Consider the following 20,895-nt stretch of genomic DNA (forward strand, 5'->3'; position numbering starts at 1 on the left):
TAGCATCACCTTGGTATCACTGATACACCGAGGTGCCTGCATCGCGGGCAAGCCCGGCTCCCACATTTGCTTTGTGTATGCTGACGAACGTATTCAAGCTTTGCGGCGGTGACGTGTGATGAAACCAACCCTGCCGGCCACACTCCTGCACACCCTGGCCCCCTGGCGCAACGCGCCGGCCTGGCATATCGCGTTCTCCGGTGGTCTCGACTCCACCGTCCTGCTGCACCTCCTGGCCTCACTGGCCAAAATCGAAAACCTGCCTCCTGTCAGCGCCGTTCATGTCCACCATGGTCTGCAAGCTGCTGCCGATGCATGGCCTGCTCATTGCCAATCGGTCTGCGACGCCCTGGGCGTACCTTTGCGCGTCATGCGCGTGCAGGTCAGTCCCGGTGCGAGCCTTGAACGCGCGGCCCGCGAGGCGCGCTACCAAGCGTTCATGCAAGTCATGGAGGCAGGGGAGGTGCTTTTCACTGGCCAGCATCGCGACGATCAAGCCGAAACCCTGCTGTTTCGCCTGCTGCGTGGCGCCGGCGTGCGAGGGTTGGCGTCTATGCCTGAGCATCGCCCCTTAGCGCAGGGCCACTTGGTGCGGCCGTTGCTGGCATTCTCTCGTAGCGAGCTGGAAGCCTACGCCCATCAGCATCAGTTGCAGTGGATCGAAGATCCCTCCAACGCTGATCCACGGTTTTCCCGCAATTACCTGCGTCACCGCGTATTCCCAACCCTGACGGAACGCTGGCCCCAGGCGATCACCCACCTGGCTCGCACGGCTGAACACATGGCTGAGGCGCAAGGGCTGCTCGACGAGTTGGCGCTGATGGACCTGCAGCGCGCCGATCAGCCTTCTACGTTTCCCTGGTTACCGCTGCCGTCTCTGGCGCTTGAGCCATTGCGTGAACTATCCGATGCCCGCCAGCGTAACGCCCTGCGGCATTGGCTGATACCACTGACCGGTTTACCGGACAGCGACCACTGGGCTGGTTGGCATGCCCTGCGCGATGCCAAGGGGGACGCACAGCCTCTGTGGCGCCTGGCCGACGGCCAAATGCAGCGTAGCGGTGAACGCATCTGGTGGTTACCTTCAACTTGGTCGGAGTTTTCCGACGCATCGGTGAGCTGGCCCGATCCGCAAAATCCACTAGAGTTAACGGGCAATGGCCAACTGAAGTTTATTGGCGAGGCTCCCGAAGGCCCGCTAGTGATCCGATATCGCCAGGGTGGCGAAATCATCGACGTACCGGGCCGAGGCCGGCGTGATCTCAAGCGTCTGCTGAATGAAAGCGGCATGCCGGGCTTCGTCCGTGGCAGATTGCCGCTGGTCTATCGGGGCGAGCAATTGCTGGCTGTGCCAAGCGTTGCGGGGGCATGGGCCCGGTCGGTGGGTGAGGTGCAATTGGATTGGTTGCCACAGAGCTGCGATCAAGGTTTGAGCTGATAGCGCCTTTCCGGTAGACTACGCTCCCTTCTTGATACAACTTCTGTGGATTCGCCTGAATCGCAGTCGTTGCCGATTACCAAGCAGTCTTTGCTGGGCGATTCCAAAAAATGTGTAGCGATCAACGTACCGGTGTTTCATTGCTGGTCTGTCACAACGCGGCGGTTTTTTTGAAAGGTGCACTGTGATTAATGCAGGTGATCGGGGGCTTCGGCCTTCCTTCGCTTTCCCCGGCGGCTCGGACCGCTTTAACGCAGACTTCTAGGGTTTTTCATGACGCGCTACATATTCGTCACGGGCGGTGTTGTTTCTTCATTGGGGAAAGGCATTGCCTCCGCTTCATTGGCGGCCATCCTGGAGGCGCGGGGACTTAAGGTCACCATGCTCAAGCTGGACCCGTACATCAACGTTGACCCGGGCACCATGAGCCCGTTCCAGCACGGTGAAGTGTTCGTCACCCACGACGGCGCCGAGACCGACCTGGACCTGGGCCACTACGAGCGGTTCATCCGCACGACCATGACCCAGAACAACAACTTCACCACCGGCCGTGTCTACGAGCACGTGCTGCGCAAAGAGCGCCGTGGTGATTACCTGGGTGCAACCATCCAGGTGATCCCGCACATCACCGACGAAATCAAGCGCCGCATCATCAAGGGTGCAGGCGATGCCGACGTGGCGATGGTCGAGATCGGTGGCACCGTGGGTGACATCGAGTCCCAACCGTTCCTCGAAGCCATCCGCCAGTTGCGTTTCGAAGTTGGCGCCAAGCGCGCGATGCTGATGCACCTGACACTGGTGCCCTACATCGCCACTGCCGGCGAAACCAAAACCAAGCCTACCCAGCACTCGGTCAAGGAACTGCGTTCCATCGGCCTGCAGCCGGATGTGCTGGTATGCCGCTCCGATCACCCGATCGACATTTCCTCGCGCCGCAAGATCGCGCAGTTCACCAACGTTGAAGAACGTGCGGTAATTGCCCTGGAAGACGCCGATACCATCTACAAGATCCCGGGCATCCTGCATTCGCAGGGGCTGGATGATTTTGTGGTCGAGCGTTTCGGCCTGCAGTGCGGCGGTGCCGACCTGTCCGAGTGGGAAGCGGTTGTCGACGCCAAGCTCAACCCTGAGCATGAAGTCACCATCGCCATGGTCGGTAAGTACATGGAGCTGCTGGACGCGTACAAGTCGCTGATCGAAGCCATGAGCCACGCCGGTATCAGCAACCGTACCAAGGTCAACCTGCGCTACATCGACTCCGAAGACATCGAGAACCAGGGCACTGCGCTGCTCGAAGGTGTTGACGCGATCCTCGTTCCCGGCGGTTTCGGCCTGCGTGGCGTGGAAGGCAAGATCACTGCCGTGCAGTACGCCCGTGAAAACAAGGTGCCGTACCTGGGTATCTGCCTGGGCATGCAAGTGGCCGTTATCGAGTTCGCCCGTAACGTGCTGGGCTGGAAAGACGCCAACTCCACCGAGTTCGATCACTCCAGCGGCCACCCGGTCGTGGGCCTGATCACCGAGTGGGAAGACGCCACCGGCGCCGTTGAAACCCGTACCGAAACGTCCGACCTGGGCGGCACCATGCGCCTGGGTGCTCAGGATTGCCTGCTGGAGGCCGGCTCGCTGGTACACGACTGCTATGGCAAGGACGTGATCGTCGAGCGTCACCGTCACCGCTACGAAGTGAACAACAACCTGCTGCCGCAGATCAAAGAAGCTGGCCTGAAAATCTCCGGTCGCTCCGGTGATGGCAAGCTGGTTGAGGTGGTCGAGGCACCGGATCATCCGTGGTTCGTGGCCTGCCAGTTCCACCCGGAGTTCACCTCGACGCCGCGCGACGGTCACCCGTTGTTCAGTGGTTTCGTCAAAGCAGCACTGACGCAACACCAGAAGAAGGCGTAAACCAGATGGCCCAGAAGATCATTCGCGTAGGCGACATCGAGATTGCCAACGACAAGCCCATGGTGCTGTTCGGCGGCATGAACGTGCTGGAAAGCCGCGACATGGCGATGCAGGTGTGTGAGGAGTACGTTCGGGTCACCCAGAAACTGGGTATCCCTTACGTCTTCAAGGCCAGCTTCGACAAGGCCAACCGTTCGTCCGTCACCTCCTATCGCGGCCCGGGCCTTGAAGAAGGCATGCGGATCTTCCAGGACATCAAGCAAGCCTTCGGCGTGCCGATCATCACCGACGTCCACGAGCCTGAGCAGGCTGCCGTGGTCGCCGAGGTGTGCGACATCATCCAGTTGCCGGCCTTTTTGTCGCGCCAGACCGACCTCGTGGTCGCCATGGCCAAGACCGGCGCTGTGATCAATATCAAGAAAGCCCAGTTCCTTGCGCCCCAGGAGATGAAACACATCCTGAGCAAGTGCGTGGAAGCGGGTAACGACCAGTTGATCCTCTGCGAGCGGGGTTCAAGCTTCGGCTACAACAACCTCGTGGTGGACATGCTCGGTTTCGGCATCATGAAACAGTTCGAATACCCCGTGTTCTTCGACGTCACCCACGCGCTGCAAATGCCCGGTGGTCGTTCGGACTCCGCTGGCGGGCGCCGTGCCCAGGTGACGGACCTGGCCAAGGCGGGCATGAGCCAGTCGCTGGCGGGCCTGTTCCTTGAAGCTCACCCAGATCCGGACAACGCCAAATGTGATGGCCCATGCGCCCTGCGCCTGGACAAGCTGGAGCCATTCTTGGCCCAGCTCAAGCAGTTGGACGAGCTGGTCAAGAGTTTTCCGACGGTAGAGACCGCGTAACTGGCATTTCTCCGGTAGAATTTCCCACGCTTTACGCTCAGGCCCCCGGGCCTGAGCCTTGTCGTCTGCAAGCCTGCCCCGTTGTTCCACCCTTGCGGTCGGTCAAAAGATTTCCTTCAGCTGCGTCGTTTTCGTCAACTTTGGAGTGTTTACAACAATGGCAAAAATCGTCGACATCAAAGGTCGTGAAGTTCTCGACTCCCGTGGCAACCCCACCGTCGAAGCCGACGTGCTTCTCGATAACGGCATCATCGGCAGCGCCTGCGCGCCGTCCGGTGCTTCCACCGGTTCGCGCGAAGCGCTGGAACTGCGTGATGGCGACAAGAGCCGTTACCTGGGCAAGGGTGTACTCAAGGCTGTAGCCAACATCAACGGTCCGATTCGTGACCTGTTGCTGGGAAAGGACCCGCTGGACCAGAAAGCCCTGGACCACGCGATGATCAAGCTCGACGGCACTGAAAACAAAGGCAGCCTCGGCGCCAACGCCATCCTCGCCGTGTCCCTGGCGGCTGCCAAGGCGGCTGCGCAGGACCAGGACCTGCCGTTGTACGCGCACATCGCCAACCTGAACGGCACCCCGGGCGTCTACTCGATGCCGGTACCGATGATGAACATCATCAACGGTGGCGAGCACGCGGATAACAACGTCGACATCCAGGAGTTCATGGTGCAGCCGGTTGGCGCCAAGTCCTTCTCTGAAGGCCTGCGCATGGGCACCGAGATTTTCCATCACCTCAAGGCTGTACTGAAGGCCCGTGGCCTGAGCACTGCCGTGGGTGACGAAGGTGGTTTCGCGCCGAACCTGGCCTCCAACGAAGATGCACTGAAAGTCATCTCCGAAGCCGTGGCCAACGCGGGCTACAAGCTGGGCACCGACGTGACCCTGGCCCTGGACTGCGCTGCCAGCGAATTCTATGAAGACGGCAAGTACAACCTGTCCGGCGAAGGCCAGGTGTTCAACTCCGAAGGTTTTGCTGAATACCTCAAGGGCCTGACCCAGCGCTATCCGATCATCTCGATCGAAGACGGCCTGGACGAGTCCGACTGGGATGGTTGGAAAATTCTCACCGACAAGATCGGCGAGAAAATCCAGCTGGTGGGCGACGACTTGTTCGTGACCAACACCAAGATCTTGAAAGAAGGCATCGACAAGAAGATCGCCAACTCGATCCTGATCAAGTTCAACCAGATCGGCACCCTGACCGAAACCCTGGAAGCCATCCAGATGGCTAAGGCTGCGGGCTACACCGCCGTGATCTCCCATCGCTCCGGCGAAACCGAAGATTCCACCATTGCCGACCTGGCCGTGGGTACTTCGGCGGGCCAGATCAAGACCGGTTCCCTGTGCCGTTCCGATCGCGTGTCCAAGTACAACCAATTGCTGCGCATCGAAGAGCAATTGGCAGGTAAAGCCAAGTACAACGGTCGCGGCGAGTTTCGCGGCTAAGCAGTAAATGGTAAAAAGTCGGCGGATTGCGTCAGAAATCTCACGAAAATGTGAATTTCGGCGCTAATCTGCTGACTGACAAGCGCAAGCCTGGTTTTACCAGGCTTTGTGCTATCAGTTGCTGCAAAAGGTTTGCATGACTGTCTTTTTTCACTGGATACCCGGATTTCGATGCGCAGTCCCAATTGGTTGTTCCTCGTCTTGCTCTTGTTGCTGGCTGGCCTGCAGTACCGCCTATGGGTCGGTAATGGCAGCTTTGCGCAGGTGGAAGAGTTGACCCAGCAAATTGCCGACCAGCGTGCCGAAAACGAACGCCTGCTGGAGCGCAACCGTGTCCTCGACGCTGAAGTGCTTGAGCTGAAAAAAGGCACGGAGACCGTTGAAGAGCGGGCTCGCCATGAACTGGGCATGGTCAAGGAGGGCGAGACCCTCTACCAGTTGGCCCAATGAGCCACGATTTACCGGCCTTCTGGGCCGTGATTCCTGCCGCGGGCGTCGGTGCCCGTATGGCTGCGGACCGTCCCAAGCAATACCTGCAACTGGGCGGGCGCACTATTCTTGAACACAGCCTCGGCTGTTTTCTCGACCATCCATGCCTCAAGGGCCTGGTGGTCAGTCTTGCAATTGACGATCCTTATTGGCCCAGCTTGGCATGCGCCAATGACCGGCGTATCCAGCGTGCCGACGGCGGCTCGGAACGTTCCGGCTCGGTTCTCAATGCGCTGCTGCAACTCAATGCCCTGGGCGCCAGTGATGAAGACTGGGTGTTGGTGCATGACGCTGCGCGGCCTAATTTGAGCCGTGATGACCTCGACAAGCTCCTGGCGGAACTGGCCGATGATCCGGTAGGCGGCCTGCTGGCAGTGCCCGCGCGCGATACCCTCAAGCGTGTTGACAGGCATGGCCGTGTGGTGGACACCATTGATCGCAGCCTGATCTGGCAGGCCTACACACCACAGATGTTCCGACTGGGCGCCTTGCATCGCGCCTTGGCGGACAGCTTGGTGGCCGATGCGCTGATCACCGATGAAGCCTCGGCCATGGAGTGGTCCGGGCAGGCGCCGCGTCTGGTTGAAGGGCGTTCGGACAATATCAAGGTGACTCGGCCGGAAGATCTGGAGTGGTTGAAGTTGCGCTGGGCTAACCGGCGGTAACCGCTTCATCGCAGGCAAGCCAGCTCCCACATTTGGATCGCGGTGCGTCAGCTAGATCAGCTTCGGCTGTCAGGCCGTCACGGGAGCAAGCTCCCTCGCCACAGGTCCAGCGTCGCCTCGAAGTTGTGTAGATACCTATGCCGCGATGAGGCCGGTGCAGACCACCTCAATTCAATGCTTGTACTCCGGCCTCTCAGCCAGCCCCACCTTCAAGAAATCCACCAGCTTCCTCACCTTCGGCGACAAATGCCGCTGCTGCGGATACAGCGCCCACACCGCAGTATTCGGCGGTTGATGAGCCTCCAGCAACGACACCAACGCCCCACTGTGCAGATGCTCCAGGACGTAGTAATCCGGCAACTGGCACAAGCCCATGCCTTGCAACGCCGCATCCAGCACTGCTTGCCCACTGTTGCAGCGCCAATTGCCTTGCACGCGCTGGGAAAATTCCCGCCCGTCTTGGGCCATTTGCCAGATATCCGAACTGCCAATCAGGCAGTTATGCCGGCTCAACTCCGACAAGCTGTGTGGCCGACCGTACCGTTTGAGGTAGGAGGGCGACGCACACAGGTACATGCGTCGAGGTGCCAGGCGGCTGGCAACCATGCGTGAGTCTTGCAAACGTCCCAGGCGGATGGCCAGGTCGAGGCCTTCGTGGACCAGGTCCAGTGAGCGATTGGTCAACTCGATGTCCACGCGCAGTTGCGGATAGTGCGCCATAAAGCGTGTCACCAGCGGCACGATAAAACGCTCGCCATAAGCCACGGCGCAGGTCATGCGCAACATGCCCTTGGGTTCGCTGGTCAGGTCGCCCACCGCCCGCAGCGCTTCCTCGCGACCGTCCTGCAGACGTTGGCAGTGTTGCAGGAAGGTCTGGCCGGCTTCGGTCAGCGTCACCTTGCGTGTGCTGCGGTACAGCAATCGGGTTTGCAGGCGTTCTTCCAGACGCGCCACTTGCCGGCTGACGTGGGAGGACGATACCCCCAGTCGCTCGGCCGCCGCCGTGAACTGGCTGCATTCGGCCACCGCGACAAACTCGTCAATGCCTTCCCAGCGGTTCTCCAGCATGCTGATTGTCCCTATATGGCAATAATGTTTTGCTTTTGCCTGGATTATTCATCAATGGGCGATGTTTTACACTCACGGCCTCAGTTTTTAACCCGATGGAGAAACCCGGATGATCAAGTCCCGCGCCGCCGTAGCCTTCGAAGCCAAGAAGCCCCTTGAGATTGTTGAAGTGGATGTCGCCATGCCCAAGGCTGGCGAGGTGCTGCTGCGGGTGGTCGCGTCCGGCGTGTGCCACACCGACGCCTACACCTTGTCGGGTGCAGACCCGGAAGGCATTTTCCCGTCGATCCTGGGCCATGAAGGCGGCGCAGTGGTGGAAGCCATCGGCGAGGGCGTGACCTCGGTCGCTGTGGGCGATCACGTGATCCCGCTGTACACCCCGGAATGCGGCAAGTGCAAGTTCTGCCTGAGTGGCAAGACCAACCTGTGCCAGGCCATTCGCGCGACTCAGGGCAAGGGCTTGATGCCGGATGGCACCACGCGTTTCTCCTACAAGGGCCAGCCGATTTTCCACTACATGGGCACCTCGACGTTCTCCGAGTACACCGTGCTGCCGGAAATCTCCGTGGCCAAGATTCCTAAAGAAGCGCCGCTGGAAAAAGTCTGCCTGCTCGGTTGCGGTGTCACCACCGGCATCGGTGCGGTGATCAACACCGCCAAGGTCAAGCCGGGCGATACCGTGGCCGTCTTCGGCCTGGGCGGCATTGGGCTGTCGGCGATTATCGGCGCGGTCAAGGCCAAGGCCGGTCGCATCATCGCCATTGATATCAACCCGGCCAAGTTCGAAATCGCCAAGCAACTGGGCGCCACTGATTGCATCAACCCGAAAGACTACGATCGCCCGATCCAGGACGTGATTGTCGACCTGACTGATGGCGGCGTGGACTTTTCCTTCGAGTGCATTGGCAATGTGCAACTGATGCGTGCGGCTCTTGAGTGCTGCCACAAAGGCTGGGGCGAATCGGTGATCATCGGTGTGGCCGGTGCTGGCCAGGAGATCGCTACACGTCCGTTCCAACTTGTCACCGGGCGCGTCTGGCGTGGTTCAGCGTTTGGTGGCGTGCGCGGTCGTACCGAATTGCCAAGCTACGTGGAAATGGCCCAGACCGGCGAAATTCCGCTGGATACCTTCATCACCCACACCATGGGCCTGGAAGATATCAACAAAGCGTTTGACCTGATGCATGAAGGCAAGAGCATTCGTACCGTCATTCACTTCTGAGGTCGGCCATGAGTCTGGAAAACCTGTCATGCCAGAAGAGCTTCGGCGGCTGGCATAAACGTTACAAGCATCATTCCGATGTGCTGGGTTGCGACATGACCTTTGCCGTCTACCTGCCGCCGCAAGCAGAGCAGGGCGGCAAGCTGCCGGTGCTGTATTGGCTGTCCGGGTTGACCTGTACTGACGAAAACTTCATGCAGAAGGCCGGCGCCCAGCGCATGGCCGCCGAACTGGGCTTGATCATCGTCGCGCCGGACACCAGCCCCCGCGGCCTCGGCGTGCCGGGCGACCCGGACAATGCCTGGGACTTCGGCCTCGGCGCGGGCTTCTACCTCAATGCCACCCAGGAACCCTGGGCCAAGCACTATCGGATGCATGACTACGTGGTGCAGGAATTGCCGGCATTGGTAGAGGCGCATTTCCCTGCCTCCGATAAGCGCGGTATCAGCGGCCACTCCATGGGCGGTCACGGTGCGCTGGTCTGCGCATTGCGCAACCCTGGACGTTACCTGTCGGTGTCGGCGTTTTCGCCGATCAACAACCCGATGGACTGCCCGTGGGGCCAGAAAGCCTTTTCCCGTTATTTGGGGGAAGAGCGTTCGAAATGGCGCGAATGGGATGCCTGCGTGCTCATCAGCGAAGCCTCGGAAAAGTTGCCGCTCTTGGTGGACCAAGGCGATCGCGACGATTTCCTCGCGGTTCAGCTCAAGCCCGAAGCCTTGCAGCAAGCGGCCAAAGCAGCCAACCATCCGCTGGAACTGCGCCTGCAGCCTGGCTACGACCACAGCTACTTCTTCATCGCCAGCTTCATCGAAGACCATTTGCGCCATCATGGTCGTGCTTTGCTCGGTTAATCCGAGGCAAAAGTAGGTAGAATCACGCCCTGAATTAAATCGGGGCGTTTTTTTATGCGTATTGGCCACGGCTACGATGTGCACCGTTTCGCTGAAGGCGATTTCATCACCCTGGGCGGTGTGCGCATTGCACACCACCATGGGTTGCTGGCTCATTCCGACGGCGACGTGGTCTTGCACGCCTTGAGCGATGCTTTGCTCGGCGCGGCGGCATTGGGCGATATCGGCAAGCACTTTCCGGACACCGATCCCACCTTCAAGGGCGCGGACAGTCGTGTGTTGCTGCGCCATGTGGTCGGCCTGATCCACGCCAAGGGCTGGAAGGTCGGCAACGTCGATAACACCATCGTCGCCCAGGCGCCAAAAATGGCCCCCCATATCGAAGCGATGCGCACAGCGATCGCCGCAGACCTGCAAATTGAATTGGATCAAGTCAACGTGAAAGCCACCACCACCGAAAAGCTCGGGTTTACCGGTCGTGAAGAGGGCATCGCAGTGCACTCCGTCGCCTTGTTGCTGCGCGCATGAACGACCTGCAACTGCTGGGCCCGCGGGCCTATGGCGAGGCCCTGGGCAGCGCGGTACTGAAGGCCACGGCCGAAGACTTCCAGGTTGATGAGGTGCTGGACATCCCGCTGACCGGCGACGGCGAGCACCTGTGGCTGTGGGTGGAAAAACGCGGCTTGAACACCGAGGAGGCCGCACGGCGTATCGCCAAGGCTGCTGGCGTACCGTTGCGCACCGTCAGCTATGCCGGGCTCAAGGACCGTCAAGCCCTGACCCGTCAGTGGTTCAGCGTGCAATTGCCCGGCAAGGCCGACCCGGACATGAGCGGCGCAGAAAACGACACCCTCAAGATCCTGAAAACTGCGCGTCACAAACGCAAGTTGCAGCGCGGTGCCCATTCGGCCAACGGCTTCACCTTGCGCCTGACCCAACTGGCCGGCGACACCGCTGCCATCGACGCACGTCTGCAGTTGATTGCGCGGCACGGCATCCCCAATTACTTCGGCACCCAGCGTTTTGGCCACAACGGCGGCAACGTGGTGGATGCTCGCGAGTGGGCTGCCCGCAAGGCCCTGCCCGAGCAGCGCAACGTGCGCTCGCGCTTGCTGTCCACGGCTCGCAGTTACCTGTTCAACAAAGTGTTGGCGGCCCGCGTCGCCGACGGTTCATGGCAGCGAGCCCAAGTCGGCGATCTGCTGGCGTTTACCGACAGTCGCAGTTTTTTTCCGGCCGGGGAAGCTGAGTGCAGTGACCCGCGCCTGGCGATCCTGGACCTGCATCCCACCGGCCCGCAGTGGGGCGAAGGTGATTCGCCGGCGAAAGGTCTTACGTACGAGCTGGAACAATCTGTCGTCGCTGGCGAAGCAGACCTACGTGATTGGCTGGTGAAGGCGGGAATGAGCCAGGAACGTCGCATTCTGCGACTGCCCATTGGCGGGTTGACGTGGCATTATCCCGGGCCTGACATTCTGCAATTGGAATTCGTCCTGCCGGCCGGATGCTTCGCCACTGTCTTGGTGCGCGAGCTTGTTGATCTGGTGCCGGTGGGGCAGACGGACAGCCCATGCGTATTCTGATATCAAACGATGACGGTGCCACCGCACCCGGTCTTGCCGCGCTCCATGCTGCGCTGCAGGATTACGCCGAGTGCGTGGTGGTTGCCCCCGACCAGGACAAGAGCGGCGCCAGCAGTTCGCTGACGCTCGACCGTCCGCTGCACCCGCGGGTCCTGGCCAATGGCTTTATCAGCGTCAACGGAACCCCCACCGACTGCGTGCACCTGGCAATCAACAGTTTGCTGGAGCACCAGCCAGACCTGGTGGTCTCGGGGATCAACCTGGGCGCCAACCTGGGCGATGACGTGCTGTATTCCGGCACCGTGGCGGCGGCCCTCGAAGGGCGCTTCCTGGGCCGAACCGGCTTTGCCTTTTCCTTTGCTTCGCGGCAACTGGATAACCTGGCGACGGCGGCCTACTACGCGCGCAAGTTGGTGGAGGCCCATGCTTCCCTGGACCTGCCGCCGCGTACGGTACTCAACGTCAATATCCCCAACCTGCCCCTCGACCATATTCGCGGCATCCAACTCACGCGCCTGGGCCATCGCGCCCGTGCGGCGGCGCCCTTGAAGCTGGTCGACCCACGCGGCAAGGAAGGCTATTGGATCGCCGCGGCCGGCGACGCCGAAGATGGCGGCGAGGGCACGGACTTTCATGCGGTGATGCAAGGCTATGTCTCCGTTACCCCGTTGCTGTTTGATCGCACCTTCAGTGATGCCTTCAGTGGCCTTGATGGCTGGCTGGAGGGACTGCGTTGATGGCTCGTGAACAAGACGACCTGTTGCGCCGTGGCATCGGGATGACCTCCCAGCGCACCCGGGAGCGGTTGATCCAGCGCCTGTATGAAGAAGGCTTGTCCAACGCGCAGGTGCTGGAAGTGATCCGGCGCACGCCGCGGCACCTGTTTGTCGATGAAGCCCTGGCGCATCGTGCCTATGAAGACACGGCGTTGCCCATCGGTCACAACCAGACCATCTCTCAGCCTTACATGGTCGCGCGCATGAGCGAGCTGCTGCTGGCGGCGGGGCCTTTGGACAAGGTGCTGGAGATTGGCACCGGCTCCGGCTACCAGACGGCCGTGCTGTCGCAATTGGTAGAGCGGGTGTTTTCGGTCGAGCGCATCAAGGTGCTGCAGGACCGGGCCAAAGAGCGTCTGGTGGAGCTGAACCTGCGCAACGTGGTATTTCGCTGGGGCGATGGCTGGGAGGGCTGGCCGGCGCTGGCGCCCTACAACGGTATCATCGTCACCGCCGTGGCCACCGATGTGCCGCAAGCCTTGCTGGATCAATTGGCACCTGGCGGGCGGCTGGTCATCCCGGTGGGCTCCGGCGAAGTGCAACAGTTGATGCTTATTATCCGTGAGGACGAAGGCTTTTCCCGGCATGTACTCGGTGCCGTGCGTTTCGTACCCTTGCTCAACGGCCCGCTGGCCTGATCATTTATTCGCGCGCAGTGAATTCTGTAAGCGGGGATGTGTCTTACGGCGGGGTCTATTGAATCAACATGCCTGGCAGCCACGATTAAACATGATGAATTTTTCCTTTCAGTCATGTGCCAGTAAAAAGCCAATGCCCAGTTATACTTGCGTCATATTTCAAGCCTGATCCAGGCGTTAACGTTCAGCCACCACAAAGGGAGCGGCGGGTGAGTCTCACAGGTCCTGCGCAGCGAATGAGTAAAACAAGCTTTCAGCGACTGGTGCTTGGCCTTGTCTTGAGTTCCTTATTGGCAGCCTGCTCGAGCACGCCATCCGGCGGTGCGCGGGTCGTTGACCGTACCAACGCAACCCCCCAAAGGCCCACGGTGACCACCGGTCAATACGTGGTGCGCAAAGGCGACACCCTGTTTTCGATTGCCTTTCGTTATGGCTGGGACTACAAGGCGCTGGCCGCCCGTAACAACATTCCTGTGCCGTATACGATCCATCCAGGGCAGACCATTCGTTTCGATGGTCGCTCAGGTTCTGCACCTACGGCAGTTGTGACAAAGTCGGGTTCTTCGCCATCGTCCTCGAGCAAGACCACCATCATCACTCGGCCTGCAGGCAGCGCCACGCCTACGGTTGCGAGCAAGCCGGCACCCGCGCCGTTGCCACCTGCCGGGCCTGCGCCGACCGGTTGGGGATGGCCCTCAAACGGAGTGTTGATTGGAAAATTCTCTTCAAACGGTAGTTTGAATAAAGGCATTGATATCGCCGGGGATTTGGGACAGCCTGTTTTAGCTGCGTCTGATGGGACAGTGGTGTACGCCGGGAGTGGTTTGCGGGGCTACGGCGAGCTGGTCATCATCAAACACAGCGATACCTACGTCAGTGCCTACGGTCATAACCGCAGGTTGTTGGTTCGGGAGGGGCAGCAGGTCAAGGTCGGACAGACGATTGCCGAAATGGGGTCAACGGGCACAGACCGGGTGAAACTGCACTTTGAGATTCGCCGCCAAGGGAAGCCTGTAGATCCGCTGCAATTCCTGCCCCGTCGTTGATGTGTTGCACAGCCTGTTCCCTCACGTAGAAGGAACAGGCTCCAGCGTTGCCAAGGATAGAGGCGTCGCTTGAGCTTGAGGTCGAACTCACCAAAGGACTATAACAATGGCTCTCAGTAAAGAAGTGCCGGAGTTTGACATCGACGATGAGGTTCTCCTTATGGAGGCCGGTATCGATTTGGAAACGATGTCAGATAATGAAGGGGTATCACCACCTTCAGTTCGCACCAAATCCAAGAATGCTGCCGCATTGAAGCAGCACAAGTACGTTGACTACACGCGGGCGCTCGACGCGACCCAGCTGTACCTCAATGAAATCGGCTTTTCCCCTCTATTGACCCCCGAAGAAGAAGTCCATTTTGCGCGTCTGTCGCAGAAGGGCGATCCGGCTGGGCGTAAGCGCATGATTGAAAGCAACCTGCGCCTGGTGGTGAAAATCGCCCGACGCTATGTCAATCGTGGGCTGTCCCTGCTGGACCTGATCGAGGAGGGCAACCTGGGCTTGATCCGGGCTGTGGAGAAGTTCGACCCTGAGCGGGGCTTCCGTTTCTCTACCTATGCCACCTGGTGGATTCGCCAGACCATCGAACGGGCGATCATGAATCAGACCCGCACGATCCGGTTGCCGATCCATGTGGTCAAGGAGCTCAACGTCTACCTGCGGGCAGCGCGTGAGCTGACGCAAAAACTCGATCATGAACCTTCGCCTGAAGAGATCGCCAACCTGCTGGAAAAACCGGTAGGGGAGGTCAAGCGCATGCTAGGCCTTAACGAGCGTGTGTCTTCGGTGGATGTCTCGCTGGGGCCGGATTCGGATAAAACCCTGCTGGACACCCTGACCGATGACCGTCCGACGGATCCTTGCGAGCTGTTGCAGGACGATGATCTTTCCCAAAGTATTGACCAGTGGCTGTCAGAGCTCACGGACAAGCAGCGTGAAGTGGTGATTCGCCGCTTCGGCCTGCGCGGCCATGAGAGCAGCACCCTGGAGGATGTGGGCCTGGAGATTGGCCTGACCCGTGAGCGGGTGCGGCAGATCCAGGTAGAGGGCCTCAAGCGCTTGCGCGAGATCCTGGAGAAGAATGGCTTGTCGAGTGAGTCGTTGTTCCAATAACGATTGGTAGGGCAGCGATGACAAAACGCCCGATGCATGTGAATGCACCGGGCGTTTTGCTGTGCCCTGATCGTTCCCATGCTCTGCGTGGGAATGCAGCCCTGGACGCTCGGCGTCCCAAAGCGCGACGCCGAGCGTCACAAGAGGCGTTCCCACGCAGAGCGCGGGAACGATCAGGCATCCCGAAATCCAGGCATAAAAAAACCCCGCTTTTAAGGGCGGGGTTTTTTCGACTAAGTCAGTACAAGTTAGATAACTTGAACTTCTTCAGCTTGCATGCCTTTCTGACCGCGGGTAGCGATGAAAGAAACCTGTTGGCCTTCTTTCAGGCTTTTGAAGCCGTCGGATTGGATAGCTTTGAAGTGAACGAACAGGTCGTCACCGGATTGTGGAGTGATGAAGCCGAAGCCTTTTTCATCGTTGAACCACTTAACGGTACCAGTTTGGCGATTAGACATGGTGTATCTCCTTGGACAAAGTTAACTGCGACTCAGGAAAAGCCCTGGCCGAGACTGAGTGCAAAGAGCAGGAAAAATTCTTGGAGATGGTTGGATCGAAATTCAACATATCGTGTAGAGATTCTCAGTGACACAAGCAGCACAGTGGCGCCACCTTAACCCTTTTTCCGGAACGTGCCAATGGTATTTCCGAAGGTTTCTCTATTTTCGTGACTGGCGGTGGTATTTACAGTCATTGATGCCGGCCATCCGGGCCCCGGCTACGCTGGCTGCGGCTTATAGCTGGCGGTGCATTCATCAAGAAAACCCGTGCGGCCTTTGAACCCCAACGCCGGCCCCGGTAAGATGGCCCACAGATTTTTTTCGCCTCGCTATTCAGGACACCGCCATGAGCATCAAATCGGACAAGTGGATTCGCCGCATGGCGCAGGAACACGGCATGATCGAGCCGTTCGTCGAACGCCAGATTCGTGGCGAAGGCGACGAGCGCGTGATTTCGTACGGCGTTTCCAGCTATGGCTACGACGTGCGTTGCGCCGATGAATTCAAGGTGTTCACCAACATCAATTCGGCGATCGTCGATCCGAAAAACTTCGACGAAAAGAGCTTCGTCGACGTCAAGAGCGACGTGTGCATCATCCCGCCCAACTCTTTCGCCCTGGCGCGCACCGTGGAGTTCTTCCGTATTCCTCGCGACGTGCTGACCATCTGCCTGGGTAAAAGCACCTACGCCCGCTGCGGCATTATCGTCAACGTCACGCCGCTTGAGCCTGAGTGGGAAGGCCACGTGACCCTGGAATTCTCCAACACCACCACTTTGCCGGCGAAAATCTACGCCAACGAAGGCGTGGCACAAATGCTGTTCTTGCAGTCCGACGAGGCCTGTGAAGTGTCCTACAAAGACCGTGCGGGCAAGTATCAGGGCCAACGCGGCGTCACTCTCCCACGCGCTTGATCTAAAGCTCCTACGGGCAAAGGGAATTTGTCTGCAGAAAGTGACTCTATCTAGGTGTACTGCTTCGGCGCGTGTGAAACGCGCCGGGCCATACTTGAGGAGTACCCTATGAAGATCGACCCGCGAATCAGCGCAGAACTCGCCCGGCTTGAACCCAACCAGATTGGTGTTCTGGCCTGGTCCCTGATGGCCAACCCCGCGCACGGGGGCGGCATCCCCGGTCAACCTGAACCTGATTACCCGCAGCCTACCGAGCCGGGTGAGCCGACCTTACCGGACGAGCCACCACCCGCGCCTGTTGCCTGATACCTGAGCGGGCCTTATCGATTCATTGAATCGGCCAGACTTGGTGATCGCCGATCACAAAGATTCGCTGGTCTTGGGCCTGCTCCACGGCATAACCCCCTGTAAACGCGCCAAAGGCTGGCAGCAGGCTAACCTGAGCGCCGATCTGGAAGCACGGCAAGCGCAGCCGTTGGCGCCCTTTGCCTCGCAGGTGGTACACCGGATGCACATGCCCCGCCAGTACATGGTGGCTGACGTGTGCCTCTGGCTCATGCTGCAAGGCGAAAGGGCCCATTAGCAGGGGCTCGGGGACCACCTCAATGGCCAAATCCAGCGGTGGGTCGCCGGCGCGTTTGTCGTGATTTCCGCGAATCAAGGTCAAGGCCAGTGGGCGATTGCGCTCACGCCAGGCCCTGATGGCGTTCAGGGTGCCGCTGGCGTGAGAGCCAGGGCCGTGCAGGAAATCGCCGAGAAAGATCAACTGCGCGCACGGCAGGGCCGATAACAGCTTGTCCAGGCGTTCCAGGTTGGCCGTAGTCGTGCCCTGTGGCACCGGCTGCCCCAGGCTGCGATAGGCCGACGCCTTGCCAAAATGCGCGTCGGCAATCAATAGGCATCGACGTGCGGGCCAATACACGGCCTTGTCCGGCAATAGCCATAGCTCTTCGCCTTCCAGCATCAGTGGGTAATGCATCAGCCTTGCCCTTTGTCGGCGACTTTTTCCAGGTCCTTGACCATCCGCGCGATGCGCTCCGAAAGCTTTTCCGAACTCATGCTTTCGCGCATCCGTTCTACCAGCAGCGGGAAGGCCAGGGGTGTGGGCCGCTGGATCGTGTGCAGGTCCAGCCTCAGCGTCGACAGATGATTCAGCGTGTGTTCCAGCCGGCGAATATCCAATTCATCACGCAGAACTTCTTCACCGGCCTGGGCCAGCAGCAGGTTCTGCGGGTCATATTGCTTGAACACCTCAAAGAACAAGCCGCTGGAAGCCTGCACTTGTCGCGTGCTTTTCGGCGCGCCGGGATACCCGGCAAATACCAGCCCGGCGATTCGCGCAATCTCGCGAAAGCGGCGCAGGGCCAGTTCGCCGGCATTGAGGCTGGCGATCACGTCAGCCAGCAGGTCTTGGGGGCTCAGCAACGTAGCGTTCAACAGCTGGGGCCACTGCACCTCGGTGGCGCTCAACAGCTCCAGGCCATAATCATTCACCGCAATCGAGAAGGTCAGCGGCTGCTGTTGGCTGACCCGCCAGGCCAGCAAACTGGCCAAGCCCAGGTGTACCTGGCGGCCAGCGAAGGGGTACAGAAACAGGTGCCAGCCTTCCCGCGAACGCAGGGTTTCAGCCAGCAAATGCTCACGGGTCGGCAGGCCGGACCAGCGCAATTGGGTGTGCAGCAACGGTTGCACCGCCTGCATCTCCGGGCCGTCGAACTGCCCATGGGCGGCGGCATCAAAACGCTCGACTACCGCCTGGGCCAGTTCGTTGGAAAGGGGCATGCGCCCGCCATTCCAGCGTGGCACGGCGGCTTTTTTCGCGGTGCTGCGACGTACATAGGCGGTCATGGTTTCCACGCGCACCAGTTCCAGCAAGCGTCCGGCGAACAGAAACCCATCCCCCGGCTTGAGCCTTGCAATAAACCCTTCCTCGACACTGCCCAGGTTCTTGCCGCCGCCGCCCTTGCTCCAGAACTTGAGCTGGATACTGGCATCACTGACGATGGTGCCGACGCTCATGCGATGGCGGCGTGCGAGGCGTGCATCCGGGACACGCCAGATGCCGTGCTCATCGGGCTCCACGCGGCGGTAATCCGGATAAGCGGTGAGTGACAGGCCACCATGGCGCACAAACCCCAGGGTCCAGGCCCAATCCGCTTCGGTGAGGTCGCGATAGGCCCAGGCGCCGCGCACTTCGTCCAACAGTGCTGCCGGAGTAAACCCGCCGCCCAAGGCCATGCTGACCAAGTGTTGGACCAGCACATCCAGCGGCTTGTAAGGTGATTCCCGCGCTTCGATGTGCCGTTGGGCGATCGCATCCTGGGCGGCCGCGGCTTCCACCAACTCCAGGCTGTGGGTGGGCACCAGCGTTACCCGTGAGGGCCGCCCTGGCGCGTGGCCGGAACGCCCGGCGCGTTGCATCAACCGCGCTACGCCCTTGGCGGAACCAATTTGCAGCACCCGTTCCACCGGCAGGAAGTCCACGCCCAGGTCGAGGCTGGAGGTGCACACCACCGCCTTGAGTTGCCCGTCTTTCAACGCCCGCTCCACCCAGTCGCGGGTCTCGCGCGATAACGAACCGTGGTGCAGGGCAATCAAGCCGGCCCAGTCCGGACGCGCGTCCAGAATCGCCTGGTACCAGATCTCCGATTGCGCCCGAGTATTGGTAAATACCAGGCAACTGCTGCTGGCCTCTACCTCGGCGACCACCTGCGGCAACATCTTCAAACCGATATGCCCGGCCCAAGGAAAGCGCTCGGTGACGGGCGGCAGCAAGGTGTCGACCTTCAGTGCCTTGGCCGTTTGCCCCTGTACATTAATGCCGTCGCCCTGTGGGACCAGTACTTCCAAAGCGTGGGCCTGATTACCCAGCGTCGCGGAAATACCCCACACCATCAACTCAGGGTGCCAGCGCCGCAAGCGTGCCAGCGCCAGTTGCAACTGCACGCCACGCTTATTGCCGATCAGTTCATGCCATTCATCCACGATGACCATGCGCAGGTGCGCCAGGCTGGTCTCACTGTCGGCGCGGGCCAGCATCAACGTGAGGCTTTCCGGGGTGGTGACCAGGGCGGTGGGTTGGCGACGGGTCTGGCGCGCGCGTTCACTGCTGCTGGTATCACCGGTGCGCAGGCCCACGCTCCAGGGAATCTGCAACGCCTCCAGTGGGGCTTGCAGGGCGCGTGCGGAGTCGGCGGCCAAGGCGCGCATCGGCGTGATCCACAGCACGGTCAGCGGCTCGGCAGGCGGTTTGCGTTTGCCTGTGACGGGCGGGCGGGTGATGGCGAAACGATTGAGGGCGGCAAACCAGAGGGCATAGGTTTTACCCGCCCCAGTGCTGGCATGCAGTAACCCCGACTGGCCGGCCTTGACCGCGGCCCATACCTCTTTCTGAAAGGCGAATGGCTTCCACCCTTGGGTGGCAAACCATTGCTTGGCGAAGTCGGGGTTTTTTGCCATGCGGCAGCGGACGCTCTGGAGGGGTTAGTTCAAAGACCCTTCAGGCACCGCCGACGTTCAACTGTAGGAGCGGGCTAGCCCGCGAAAAAGGCCCAGGCACCGTGTTTCTCCAGGTTGCCGGCGTTATCGTTGACGATTTTCGCGAGCAAGCTCGCTCCTACTTCAAGTTGCCGCTCAAAAATTGTTGCAGGCGTTCGCTCTTCGGATTGCCCAGCACATCCTCTGGCAGGCCTTGCTCCTCCACCCGGCCCTGATGCAGGAACAGCACCTGGCTTGAGACCTTGCGCGCAAAGCTCATCTCGTGGGTCACCATGATCATGGTGCGGCCTTCCTCGGCCAGGCCTTGGATCACCTTCAACACTTCGCCCACCAGCTCCGGGTCCAGGGCTGATGTGGGTTCATCGAACAGCATCACCTCCGGCTCCATCGCCAGGGCGCGGGCGATGGCGACGCGTTGTTGCTGGCCACCTGACAGGAACGCCGGGTATTGATCGGCCACGCGCGCCGGCAGCCCGACTTTGTCCAGGTAGCGGCGGGCGCGGTCCTCAGCGTCCTTTTTGCTGCAACCCAGCACACGCCGAGGGGCCATGGTGATGTTTTCCAGCACGCTCATGTGGCTCCACAAGTTGAAGTGCTGGAACACCATCGCCAGCCGCGTGCGCAGGCGTTGCAGCTCGGCATCGTCGGCCACGCGCATACCCTGGCGGTCGCTGACCATGCGGATCGCTTGGCCGTCCAGGGTCATGGCGCCATCGTTGGGGGTTTCCAAAAAGTTGATACAGCGCAGGAAGGTACTCTTGCCTGAGCCACTGGCGCCGATCAAGCTGATCACATCACCGGTCTTGGCCTTGAGCGACACACCTTTGAGCACTTGATTGTCGCCATAGCTTTTGTGCAGGCCTTCAACGGTCAGTTTGTACATGGGGC

At 60.2% G+C, this 20,895-nt stretch carries 21 protein-coding genes; 16 read left to right on the plus strand and 5 right to left on the minus strand.

Annotation, left to right across the window (positions count from 1 at the left end; genetic code table 11):
• The first annotated feature begins 118 nt into the window (after positions 1–118).
• The 6 genes from tilS (at position 119) to ispD (ending at position 6,795) form a co-directional block, all read left to right on the plus strand.
• A complete protein-coding gene (gene tilS / locus E1K68_RS07230) occupies positions 119–1,438 on the plus strand; it encodes a tRNA lysidine(34) synthetase TilS (protein WP_003189184.1) in 1,320 nt (439 codons plus the stop codon).
• 273 nt (positions 1,439–1,711) lie between these two features.
• Positions 1,712–3,343: a CTP synthase gene (locus E1K68_RS07235; RefSeq protein WP_003189189.1), complete on the plus strand. Its 1,632-nt coding sequence runs from the start codon at positions 1,712–1,714 to the stop codon at positions 3,341–3,343.
• Positions 3,344–3,348: 5 nt separating this feature from the next.
• Complete coding sequence (gene kdsA, locus E1K68_RS07240) at positions 3,349–4,194, plus strand: 3-deoxy-8-phosphooctulonate synthase (RefSeq protein WP_003189190.1); 846 nt, start codon at positions 3,349–3,351, stop codon at positions 4,192–4,194.
• A 157-nt stretch (positions 4,195–4,351) separates the two neighbouring features.
• On the plus strand, positions 4,352–5,641 hold the full coding sequence (gene eno / locus E1K68_RS07245; RefSeq protein ID WP_003189193.1) for a phosphopyruvate hydratase: 1,290 nt from the start codon (positions 4,352–4,354) through the stop codon (positions 5,639–5,641).
• A 171-nt stretch (positions 5,642–5,812) separates the two neighbouring features.
• On the plus strand, positions 5,813–6,091 hold the full coding sequence (gene ftsB / locus E1K68_RS07250) for a cell division protein FtsB (RefSeq protein WP_003189195.1): 279 nt from the start codon (positions 5,813–5,815) through the stop codon (positions 6,089–6,091).
• Positions 6,088–6,795, plus strand: coding sequence for a 2-C-methyl-D-erythritol 4-phosphate cytidylyltransferase (gene ispD / locus E1K68_RS07255; protein WP_137205000.1), 708 nt, complete (start codon positions 6,088–6,090; stop codon positions 6,793–6,795). The genes ftsB and ispD overlap by 4 nt, the downstream gene beginning before the upstream one ends.
• Positions 6,796–6,966: 171 nt before the next feature.
• Here ispD and E1K68_RS07260 read toward each other — a convergent pair whose 3' ends face one another.
• Complete coding sequence (locus E1K68_RS07260; protein ID WP_003189201.1) at positions 6,967–7,863, minus strand: LysR substrate-binding domain-containing protein; 897 nt, start codon at positions 7,861–7,863, stop codon at positions 6,967–6,969.
• Between the two features lie 109 nt (positions 7,864–7,972).
• Between E1K68_RS07260 and E1K68_RS07265 the strand changes: the two genes are divergently transcribed.
• From E1K68_RS07265 to rpoS, 8 genes are all read left to right on the plus strand, one after another.
• Positions 7,973–9,085 (plus strand): S-(hydroxymethyl)glutathione dehydrogenase/class III alcohol dehydrogenase, encoded by a 1,113-nt coding sequence (locus tag E1K68_RS07265; RefSeq protein ID WP_003189203.1) that lies wholly within the window; start codon positions 7,973–7,975, stop codon positions 9,083–9,085.
• An 8-nt stretch (positions 9,086–9,093) separates the two neighbouring features.
• Positions 9,094–9,939 (plus strand): S-formylglutathione hydrolase, encoded by an 846-nt coding sequence (fghA, locus tag E1K68_RS07270; protein ID WP_003189205.1) that lies wholly within the window; start codon positions 9,094–9,096, stop codon positions 9,937–9,939.
• Between the two features lie 54 nt (positions 9,940–9,993).
• Positions 9,994–10,467 (plus strand): 2-C-methyl-D-erythritol 2,4-cyclodiphosphate synthase, encoded by a 474-nt coding sequence (gene ispF, locus E1K68_RS07275; protein ID WP_003189207.1) that lies wholly within the window; start codon positions 9,994–9,996, stop codon positions 10,465–10,467.
• Complete coding sequence (gene truD / locus E1K68_RS07280; protein ID WP_003189208.1) at positions 10,464–11,522, plus strand: tRNA pseudouridine(13) synthase TruD; 1,059 nt, start codon at positions 10,464–10,466, stop codon at positions 11,520–11,522. The genes ispF and truD overlap by 4 nt, the downstream gene beginning before the upstream one ends.
• Positions 11,510–12,259, plus strand: coding sequence for a 5'/3'-nucleotidase SurE (gene surE / locus E1K68_RS07285; protein ID WP_212613913.1), 750 nt, complete (start codon positions 11,510–11,512; stop codon positions 12,257–12,259). The genes truD and surE overlap by 13 nt, the downstream gene beginning before the upstream one ends.
• Before the next feature lie 41 nt (positions 12,260–12,300).
• On the plus strand, positions 12,301–12,936 hold the full coding sequence (locus E1K68_RS07290) for a protein-L-isoaspartate(D-aspartate) O-methyltransferase (RefSeq protein ID WP_169850588.1): 636 nt from the start codon (positions 12,301–12,303) through the stop codon (positions 12,934–12,936).
• A 209-nt stretch (positions 12,937–13,145) separates the two neighbouring features.
• Positions 13,146–13,982 (plus strand): peptidoglycan DD-metalloendopeptidase family protein, encoded by an 837-nt coding sequence (locus E1K68_RS07295; RefSeq protein ID WP_003189213.1) that lies wholly within the window; start codon positions 13,146–13,148, stop codon positions 13,980–13,982.
• Positions 13,983–14,088: 106 nt separating this feature from the next.
• Positions 14,089–15,096, plus strand: a complete 1,008-nt coding sequence (gene rpoS, locus E1K68_RS07300) for an RNA polymerase sigma factor RpoS (RefSeq protein ID WP_003189214.1) — start codon at positions 14,089–14,091, stop codon at positions 15,094–15,096.
• Positions 15,097–15,344: 248 nt separating this feature from the next.
• Here rpoS and E1K68_RS07305 read toward each other — a convergent pair whose 3' ends face one another.
• Positions 15,345–15,554 carry a cold-shock protein gene (locus tag E1K68_RS07305; RefSeq protein ID WP_002554837.1) on the minus strand — a complete coding sequence of 70 codons (210 nt, stop codon included), beginning with the start codon at positions 15,552–15,554 and terminating at the stop codon, positions 15,345–15,347.
• Between the two features lie 388 nt (positions 15,555–15,942).
• On the opposite strand from E1K68_RS07305, the gene dcd reads away from it, so the two are divergent.
• Positions 15,943–16,509: a dCTP deaminase gene (dcd, locus tag E1K68_RS07310; RefSeq protein ID WP_003189215.1), complete on the plus strand. Its 567-nt coding sequence runs from the start codon at positions 15,943–15,945 to the stop codon at positions 16,507–16,509.
• Between the two features lie 108 nt (positions 16,510–16,617).
• Positions 16,618–16,815 carry a hypothetical protein gene (locus tag E1K68_RS07315; protein ID WP_003189217.1) on the plus strand — a complete coding sequence of 66 codons (198 nt, stop codon included), beginning with the start codon at positions 16,618–16,620 and terminating at the stop codon, positions 16,813–16,815.
• Between the two features lie 22 nt (positions 16,816–16,837).
• On the opposite strand, the gene pdeM is transcribed toward E1K68_RS07315, so the two are convergent.
• The 3 genes from pdeM to E1K68_RS07330 form a co-directional block, all read right to left on the minus strand.
• A complete protein-coding gene (gene pdeM, locus E1K68_RS07320; RefSeq protein WP_003189219.1) occupies positions 16,838–17,488 on the minus strand; it encodes a ligase-associated DNA damage response endonuclease PdeM in 651 nt (216 codons plus the stop codon).
• A complete protein-coding gene (locus tag E1K68_RS07325; RefSeq protein WP_094775055.1) occupies positions 17,488–19,968 on the minus strand; it encodes a ligase-associated DNA damage response DEXH box helicase in 2,481 nt (826 codons plus the stop codon). Before E1K68_RS07325 ends, pdeM begins: the two co-directional genes overlap by 1 nt.
• Positions 19,969–20,125: 157 nt before the next feature.
• Positions 20,126–20,890, minus strand: coding sequence for an ATP-binding cassette domain-containing protein (locus E1K68_RS07330; RefSeq protein ID WP_003189223.1), 765 nt, complete (start codon positions 20,888–20,890; stop codon positions 20,126–20,128).
• Between the last annotated feature and the right edge of the window lie 5 nt (positions 20,891–20,895).

It is taken from the genome of Pseudomonas sp. B2021 (assembly GCF_018135665.1).
GTDB classification, from domain to species: Bacteria; Pseudomonadota; Gammaproteobacteria; order Pseudomonadales; family Pseudomonadaceae; genus Aquipseudomonas; species Aquipseudomonas lactis.